This is a genomic window from Desulfobulbaceae bacterium, from assembly GCA_015231515.1.
Taxonomy (GTDB): domain Bacteria; phylum Desulfobacterota; class Desulfobulbia; order Desulfobulbales; family VMSU01; genus JADGBM01.
The window spans coordinates 1-7,824 of sequence record JADGBM010000062.1 but is presented as its reverse complement, the minus strand read 5'-3'; the positions used below and the strand labels follow the sequence as shown (position 1 = coordinate 7,824).

The following is a 7,824-nucleotide window of genomic DNA, read 5'->3' as shown; positions in this document are numbered from 1 at the left end:
AACAGTGCCTGTAAAAAAAGAAGACAAAAAGAAGATTGTCACAGCCAAGTCGATTACCAGCAAAAAAGAGGCCCTCAGCAAGAAAGTCAAAACCAGCGCCGCCTCCGTGCCGACAAACCTGAAATCTGCCTCACCGCTACGACAATCGCTGCCCATTGTCGGAATTGGCTCGTCAGCAGGCGGCCTGGAGGCCGCCGAGGCCTTTTTTTCGGCGATGCCCAGTGAGACAGGCTGCGCATTTGTACTCGTCCCGCATCTGGCACCAACCCATGTCAGCATCATGCCCGAACTGATCCAGAAACAGACCACAATGAAGGTCGTCCAGATCACGGACGGGATCTCCGTGCAGCCGGACAGCGTCTACGTTGTCCCACCGAATCGAGACCTTTCCATCCTGAACGGCACCCTGCAGCTTATGGAACCGGATCATCCCCGAGGCGCCCATCTGCCCATTGACAGGTTTTTCACCTCGTTGGCCCTGGATCAGGGGACAAATGCGGTATGCATCATTCTTTCCGGCACTGGAAGGGATGGCACCTTAGGGGCAAAGGCGATTAAAGCCGAGTCCGGCATGGTCATGGTGCAGGATGAAACATCCGCTAAATACGATGGTATGCCCCGAAGCGCTATTGCCACCGGTATTGCCGACTATGTGTTGCCGCCCTCCGAAATGCCCAGGCAACTGCTCAAATTTCTGCGACACGCGGTTCGCTCGTCAACACCAATGATTATCAATGATGAGGACAACATGCCAAATCACCTGCAGCAGATCTGTATCATTCTGCGCAGCCGCACCGGGCATGACTTTTCCCTCTACAAAAAAAACACCCTCCTGCGCCGCATCGAAAGAAGAATGCATGTTCACCAGATCGATAAGGTCAATGAATACGTACTCTTTCTACAGAAAAGCGAGGTTGAAACCGACACCCTCTTCAAGGAACTGCTGATCGGGGTAACCAGTTTCTTCCGAGACACCAGTGCCTTTGAGGCGCTCGGTGAAAAATTTCTGCCCGATCTGCTGAAAGACAAACCAAATAATTATGTTATGCGCGTCTGGGTCGCCGGCTGTAGCAGCGGCGAAGAGGCCTATTCCCTCGCCATCTTGTTGCAGGAGGTACTGGAGCGGCTCAATCGACGGATCAACATCCAGATTTTCGGCACCGACATTGACGCTGAAGCCGTCAGCTCAGCGCGGGCCGGTATATTCCCGGCCAGCATTGCCGCTGATGTCGGAGAAACCCGCCTGCAACGCTGGTTTATCAAAGAGGATGCTCACTACCGCATTAAAAAATCGATCCGTGAGATGCTGGTCTTTGCCGAGCAGAGTATCATCAAAGACCCACCCTTTACCAAGCTGGATCTGCTTAGCTGCCGGAATATGCTTATTTACTTCGGCCCGGAATTACAGAAACGACTCATGCCGATTTTTCAGTACTGTTTAAAGCCGGCCGGCATTCTTTTTCTGGGCTCTTCGGAATCCATTGGCCAGTCTCATGATTTTTTTACCGTGCTCGACAAAAAATGGAAGCTGTACAGCCGCCGACCGGTTTCGTTTGTTGCCCGCCGGGTGCTGGAGATGCCGCCGATGCCTTTGACAAAGCCCCGACCGCACCTGCAACAGCCCGATGCCGTCCGAAAAGCGGAAGAGATGAGTGCTTTCCAACTAGTCGAAACGATTCTCAAACAAGTCAAGGCCCCGCCCTGCGTTATTATCGACGAGGCCTGCGATATTATTTATCTCCATGGCCATATCGGCAGATATCTGGAGCCGGCCAGCGGCAAAGTAAGCATCAATATTCTCGACATGTCACGTCCCGGATTAAAACCAGGGCTGGCCTCGGCAATCCGTGAATCAGCGGCCAACATGCAGGAATGTGTCAGAAAAGACATTGCCATAGAGCATGATATCGGTCTTATCAACCTTGATCTGACCGTCAAGCCGATTCTGGAACATAGCGCTCTGCACGGCCTGACTATGGTTATCTTTAATGAGGTTGATTCTAATGCCGCCACGAAGAAACGTAACCGAAAGGCGCCCAAACCGCAGGCAAAAAACAGCGCTGTCGAAATGATCGAACAGGAGCTGCGCTATACCAGGGAGAACCTGCAAACAACTATCGAAGAGCTTGAAACCTCAAATGAAGAGCTGAAATCTACCAACGAGGAGCTGCAATCCACTAATGAGGAGCTGCAGTCCACCAATGAGGAACTAGAAACCTCAAAGGAGGAACTCCAATCCTTGAATGAGGAGGCCACAACGGTTAACGCCGAATTACAGAGCCATATCGATGAACTCTCGAAAGCCAACGATGACATGAAAAACCTGCTTGACCGCACTCAGCTTGCCACCATTTTTCTTGATCTCGATCTCTGCGTCAGAAGGTTCACCCCGAAAGCTGTGGAGATTATTCCCTTGACCAGCATTGATTATGGCCGCCCCATCAAACATTTTGCCACCGCTTTAATTGATACGGATCTGGCGGCGGACGCCAGCAGTATCCTTCAGGATCTCGGTATGAAGGAACAAGAAGTTCGCAGTGAGAACGGCGACTGTTTTCGCATGCGGACCCGTCCCTATCGCACAATGAACAATGTAATCGACGGTGTGGTTATCACCTTCGAAAATATCACCGAGCTCAAAAACACCCAGGAAGCGCTCAATAAAGTGAATGCAAAATTGGAAAAACGAAATAAGTCATTGAACGCTACCAAATAGACGGTGTTGTCCGGTCAAAAAATTGCGGTGGTACTGTTTGCCCCAATTAATCCCCGTCCAACATCAAAACAACTCCCTCCCCCAGCGGAAAGGCTGGCTCCGCAAAACAACTCCCTCCCCAGTGGAAAGGCTGGCTCCGCAAAACAACTCCCTCCCCAGTGGAAGGAGGGTCAGGGTGGGGGGGAAGTTGGCTGCAGCCTGCCAAGTTGCACCTTCACCCAACCCCAACCCCAACCCCAACCCGTCGAGGGCGGGGCTTGACAGAAGCCCCCAATATCTTGAGGGGCCACCACATATTGAGGGCCATACTCGCCCTGAGCGCCTCACCTTTTTACTCTCCGATCTCTCGCAAATACTGCCTTTCCCACCGTGTTTCTGCCAACTATCGGTATTGGCATGACGCTTGCTCTACTCCCTATATGATTTGAGATCATTCTCAAAGGGCCTTACGGCTGAAATAAAAAACAGGCTGTTACGTTCATTGATTAATGTTGCAGATGCCGTCTAGAAAAATCTGTGGCAATGATGCGCCGCTGGGAACGGATATGGTCCGATTCTCGTGTAAAAAACTAACCGTTATGAGGTAAACTATGGAATCAGAAAAAGGAAACATTGATGCGACTGCCGATACTGCCGCAGAGTTCCAAGGCCCGGGGAAACCAACCGGCTTCGAGAATATCAAAAATAGTCTTGCTGATAAGTTGCATGATATTGCAGTAAACCTTGACGAAAAAGCCTCAGACCAGGACTCACAATCACGGACAGCTCACTATGAAAAGCAGGCCTCCGAGTGGTTAGACCAATCCTCCAGGTACGCAAGGGAATTCGACTATAAAAAGGCAGATGCAAGTGTCCGGGAATACGTAAGACAGAACCCGGGACACTGCCTCTTGATAGCAGGGGGCATCGGCCTGATTATCGGGGCTGTTTTTCGACGCAGGTAAGGTGGTGATTATTAGCAATGAACGATAAAAATACCAACAAGGATACTTCAACATCTCGCCAATCAATCGCTGAGTTTGTGGGACAGCTTGTCGACAATGTATCGGCACTGGCTCGCGACGAAATAAAACTCGTGATCCAGGAGATTCGCGAAAAAATCAGAACTATTCGCTGTGGAGTCATGACCATCGCAGCTGGCGCGGCCATCGCCTTTGCCGCATTTCTGTCTTTGTGTGCTGCACTGATTATCGGGCTCACCTCCTATATGACTCTCGTTATGGCGACACTTACTACAGGAACGGCACTTGCCTTAACCGCTACCGTCATTGTCTTCTTCGGCTATAGGCAACTGAAAAGATAAACCCTGTAACTTCATAACCACCTCATCTACTACTGACCAGGAGAACCAGAAATGGCTGCAAGAGGGCATCTCGGTAACACACAGGAGGCTGATATCGAACGTAGCAGCACCGATATACGTCAGGATATAGCTAAAGAAAAAGAGAATATTTCCAAGACTGTTGCGCAAATCGGCGAGCATATAACCAATCAACTGGATTGGCACCAACATGTGAAGAGATCTCCATACTGGGCGCTGGGGATTGCCGTCGGCCTTGGCGCCCTGGCCTCGGGAAAGTTCCCCACCCCTGTGGAGCAAACAATCGATTCCCTGGCCGAGGAAGTTCACAATTCACTCGCTGGCCTGCATGCAAGATCTGCCGCTCCGGGCGTAATCAAGATGGCCTTGCTCGGAGTTGCCACGCAGATTGCCACCGGCTGGATAAAGAATGCAACCTCAGCAGGTGGTAATCAGGCAAAAGGAGCTTACTAATGAATCATATGGACGGATGGGGGAGTGGCTGGATGGCCGGAGGGTCTGGAGTATGGATGTGGCTTTGGCCAGTGATCGGGGTACTGGTGGTGCTTCTGCTGGTCGTCCGAATTGCCAAAGAATGGAATGACCGCCGATGAAGAGTGAGCGAAGAGTTTCCTGTCGTCTGCGCTGGCGGCTCAGCAAAATAACTCCCTCCCCCAGCGGGGGAGGGGGGCTTGTACAGGTACGAGGGTCTGCGAGGACTGAACTTCAGTCCCCCCAGCAGTGAAAAGACCGACTCAGCAAAATAACTCCCTCCCCCAGCGGGGGAGGGTCAGGGTGGGGGGGAAAAGATGATCGCAGGTAACTCGGTGCCGATTTGAAAAATTCTAAAAGGAGTGTGATCGCCGATGGAGGCCCAAAGTAATACAAAAGAGTTTCCTGTTGTCTGCGTTGGCGGTTCAGCCGGGGGCCTTGAAGCATATACCCGACTGCTGAAACATCTGCCAAATGACATGGGTGTGGCAATTGTTATTGTTAATCACCTGAGAACCGTGGCTACCCAACTCCATGAAATTCTGCCGCGCTTCACAGAGATGCCGGTTGAACTGATCACCGAAAATTTACTAATCAAGCCCAACCATCTGTTCATCATCCCGTCACAGCGTGATCTCCACGTTCTTGATGGCGAGTTTCGCCTCAAGCCGATCTCAAAACCCCATGGCTGGCCCGACGTCATTACAGTTTTCATGCGCTCCCTGACCCGGAACTGGGACGGCAAACTTATCGCAGTCATTGTCTCCGGATATGATGGTGACGGAGCCGACGCGCTGTGCGGCATAAAAGAAGTGGGGGGCATCACCATCGCTCAGAAGCCCTCCACCGCCAAGCAGCCTGATATGCCGGAGAGCGCCATCGCCAGTGGATGTATAGATTTTATTCTTTCACCTGAAGATATCGCTCAGAAAATTATCCAAATTGCAAACAGGGTATCAACTCCCCCTGTAAACAGCTTTAAAAAAACAAGAGAAAAATTCGAACAGGTAAAACGATGAATCATAAAGGACTACTTTTTTTCAGCAATCGACTCCTACCGACAACTCTGTGCGGTTGTCTGTTGATGTTTGGCGGTTGCGAACAGGAAGCCAGGCATGAGACGAAGCCACAGTCATCGCCCGACCCCACAGTTGCAGTCCAGGTGATTATTGCCAAATAGTCGCTGACCATGAGCCGGGATGAAGTGGTGGGGACAGTTGAGGCTGTGCAGCGGGCGGTCATCTCGGCCAAGATTACCGGCACGGTAGCGGAGATTGCGCCGACCGGCGACGCCATCTCCCGGACCTCCGTGGTCAAGCTCGATCTCGTAGCGGCCGACACGCTGCGACCAGGTCAATTTGTCAGGGTTGTCATTCCCGGACGGGAGGTTACGACTCTAACGGTGCCGGAGACGGCACTCTCCGTCTTTGGCCAGATGGAACGTATTTTTGTGGTCGAGAATAACATTGCCCATTTGCGCCTGATCCGCAGCGGCACACGCCGGTATGGCCAGTTATACGAACATGCTCGTTGGCTATTGGAAAAATCAATTTATCCACATGCCTATTTCCCTGGCAGTATCGCAACGCAGAAACATAGACCCTGCCAGCCGCTTGTGGAATAACGTCCTGGCTTCAACAGGACAACCGACCGAAATGTGATATTTATGCTAATTGCCTCTTCTTGATCAATCTGTAGCTTACGTTCTGCCGAGATTTACGCCTTACGAACCCGTTCGAGTACTTTTTGAAAATGAAAGCCATGAATGGCCAATTCCACCGCCATGGGCAAGGCCCTGCGCTTTACCCAAAAGGTCTTAATGATCAATTTCCAATAGCGAAACCGGGCCTTCGATACAATACCAAGCCACCATCCAGCCCTGATGAAGGCAAACAGATCATCCCTGTTGAGCCTGGTTCTGGCAGTGGGCCGATAGTTTTTTATAAAGGTGTTAATCCTTTGGTAATAGTGTTTATGAGAGTACAGGGTGGTCAGAAGTTCCTGATACCCTTCAATCAGTGTTTCTTTGTCCATCTTTGGCAGAAAGTTGAGGCAGCCATCGGTATTCTCGCCGGTGGCATCATTAAGCAGCCTTCCTTCTGCCTTCAAGCGATGCCAGAGACGGGTCTGCGGCAGAGCGGTCAGTATACCCACCATAGCGGTGACCACTCCGATCTGCTGGATAAAGCGGACTTGCAGCTCGAATATATTCTCAGGGTCACTATCAAAACCGACAATAAAACCACCCATGACCTGCATGCCATGTCGGTGAATGGTATCAACAACCTGTACCATACTGCCGGCAGTATTCTGTTTTTTGCCGCACTCCAGCAGGCTTTCCTGGTTTGGCGTTTCAATACCCAGAAACACCTTAAAGAAATTTGCGGCGCTCATAAGTTGCATCAACTCTTCATCAAGTGCCAGGTTGGCACTGACTTCAGTAAGCAGCGCAAAGGGGAATTTATGTCGGCGCTGCCAGGCGATTATTGAAGGCAGCAGTTTTTTGACCTCGTGGGTGTTGCCGATAAAATTATCATCAACAATAAAGACTGATTTGCGCCACCCTGCATCAAAGAGGGCCTGAAACTCTCTTTGCATCTGTTCTGGTGTTTTTAGCCGCGGAATCCTGCCATTCATAATAATGATATCGCAGAACTCACAGTTGAACGGACACCCTCGTGAATACTGGATGGCCATAGTGGCATAGCTTTCCTGATTAATAAGCTTCCAGAGAGGCACAGGCGTTTGGGTAATGTCAGGTCGCTCTTTGGTTGTGTAAAGACGTTTCGGACGGCCGGCGGCAAGATCGTTAAGGAAGAGAGGCAAGGAAATTTCAGCCTCGTTTAACAGAAAATGATCGACACCCTCAAACTGCTCATGCTGGGTCGTAAAAACAGGTCCCCCGGCAACAACCTTTTTACCGGCAACATTACAGCGCTGGACCACCTCGCGGGCGCTCTCTTTTTGAACGATCATGGCGCTTAAAAAAACCATATCCGCCCAGGCCAGGTGATTCTCAGATAGGGGTTCGACATTGAGATCCACCAGTTTTTTCAGCCATTCTTCCGGCAGCATGGCAGCAACGGTTAACAAGCCCAAGGGTGGAAAAGCGGCCTTTTTCGAAATAAATTTGAGCGAATGTTTAAAACTCCAGAATGTATCGGGATATTGTGGATAGATGAGCAGAATATTCATGCAAAATCCTTCGTTAGCCATGTTTAGGTTCATTCTATAGCTTGAGCAATTGCCATGCCGGAAGATCGGTATGAACGGGAAATATGTTGCAACCTTCTATTGATGGGGGATCTGAATTAGA

Annotated in this window: 9 protein-coding genes; 8 read left to right on the top strand and 1 reads right to left on the bottom strand. The window is 50.6% G+C overall.

The annotated features are described in order from the left end of the window. The 8 genes from HQK80_10330 to HQK80_10295 all read left to right on the top strand — a co-directional run. Window positions 1–2,716: PAS domain-containing protein (locus tag HQK80_10330; GenBank protein MBF0222605.1), on the top strand; the 2,716-nt coding region annotated here is incomplete at its 5' end. A gap of 590 nt (window positions 2,717–3,306) precedes the next feature. Continuing rightward, entirely contained in the window at window positions 3,307–3,660 is a 354-nt protein-coding gene (locus tag HQK80_10325) for a hypothetical protein (protein ID MBF0222604.1), read from the top strand. A gap of 17 nt (window positions 3,661–3,677) precedes the next feature. Next, the gene (locus HQK80_10320) at window positions 3,678–4,019 is read left to right on the top strand and encodes a phage holin family protein (protein MBF0222603.1); all 342 of its coding nucleotides are present in this window, start codon (window positions 3,678–3,680) and stop codon (window positions 4,017–4,019) included. 51 nt (window positions 4,020–4,070) lie between these two features. Further along, the gene (locus tag HQK80_10315) at window positions 4,071–4,490 is read left to right on the top strand and encodes a hypothetical protein (protein ID MBF0222602.1); all 420 of its coding nucleotides are present in this window, start codon (window positions 4,071–4,073) and stop codon (window positions 4,488–4,490) included. After that, window positions 4,490–4,630: a hypothetical protein gene (locus HQK80_10310; GenBank protein ID MBF0222601.1), complete on the top strand. Its 141-nt coding sequence runs from the start codon at window positions 4,490–4,492 to the stop codon at window positions 4,628–4,630. Before HQK80_10315 ends, HQK80_10310 begins: the two co-directional genes overlap by 1 nt. Window positions 4,631–4,882: 252 nt before the next feature. After that, on the top strand, window positions 4,883–5,527 hold the full coding sequence (locus HQK80_10305) for a chemotaxis protein CheB (protein MBF0222600.1): 645 nt from the start codon (window positions 4,883–4,885) through the stop codon (window positions 5,525–5,527). Next, window positions 5,524–5,688, top strand: a complete 165-nt coding sequence (locus HQK80_10300; GenBank protein ID MBF0222599.1) for a hypothetical protein — start codon at window positions 5,524–5,526, stop codon at window positions 5,686–5,688. The genes HQK80_10305 and HQK80_10300 overlap by 4 nt, the downstream gene beginning before the upstream one ends. A gap of 9 nt (window positions 5,689–5,697) precedes the next feature. Continuing rightward, a complete protein-coding gene (locus HQK80_10295) occupies window positions 5,698–6,132 on the top strand; it encodes a hypothetical protein (protein MBF0222598.1) in 435 nt (144 codons plus the stop codon). Window positions 6,133–6,224: 92 nt separating this feature from the next. Here the strand turns inward: HQK80_10295 and HQK80_10290 are convergent, their stop codons facing one another. Beyond that, window positions 6,225–7,703: a B12-binding domain-containing radical SAM protein gene (locus HQK80_10290; GenBank protein ID MBF0222597.1), complete on the bottom strand. Its 1,479-nt coding sequence runs from the start codon at window positions 7,701–7,703 to the stop codon at window positions 6,225–6,227. Window positions 7,704–7,824: the final 121 nt, after the last annotated feature.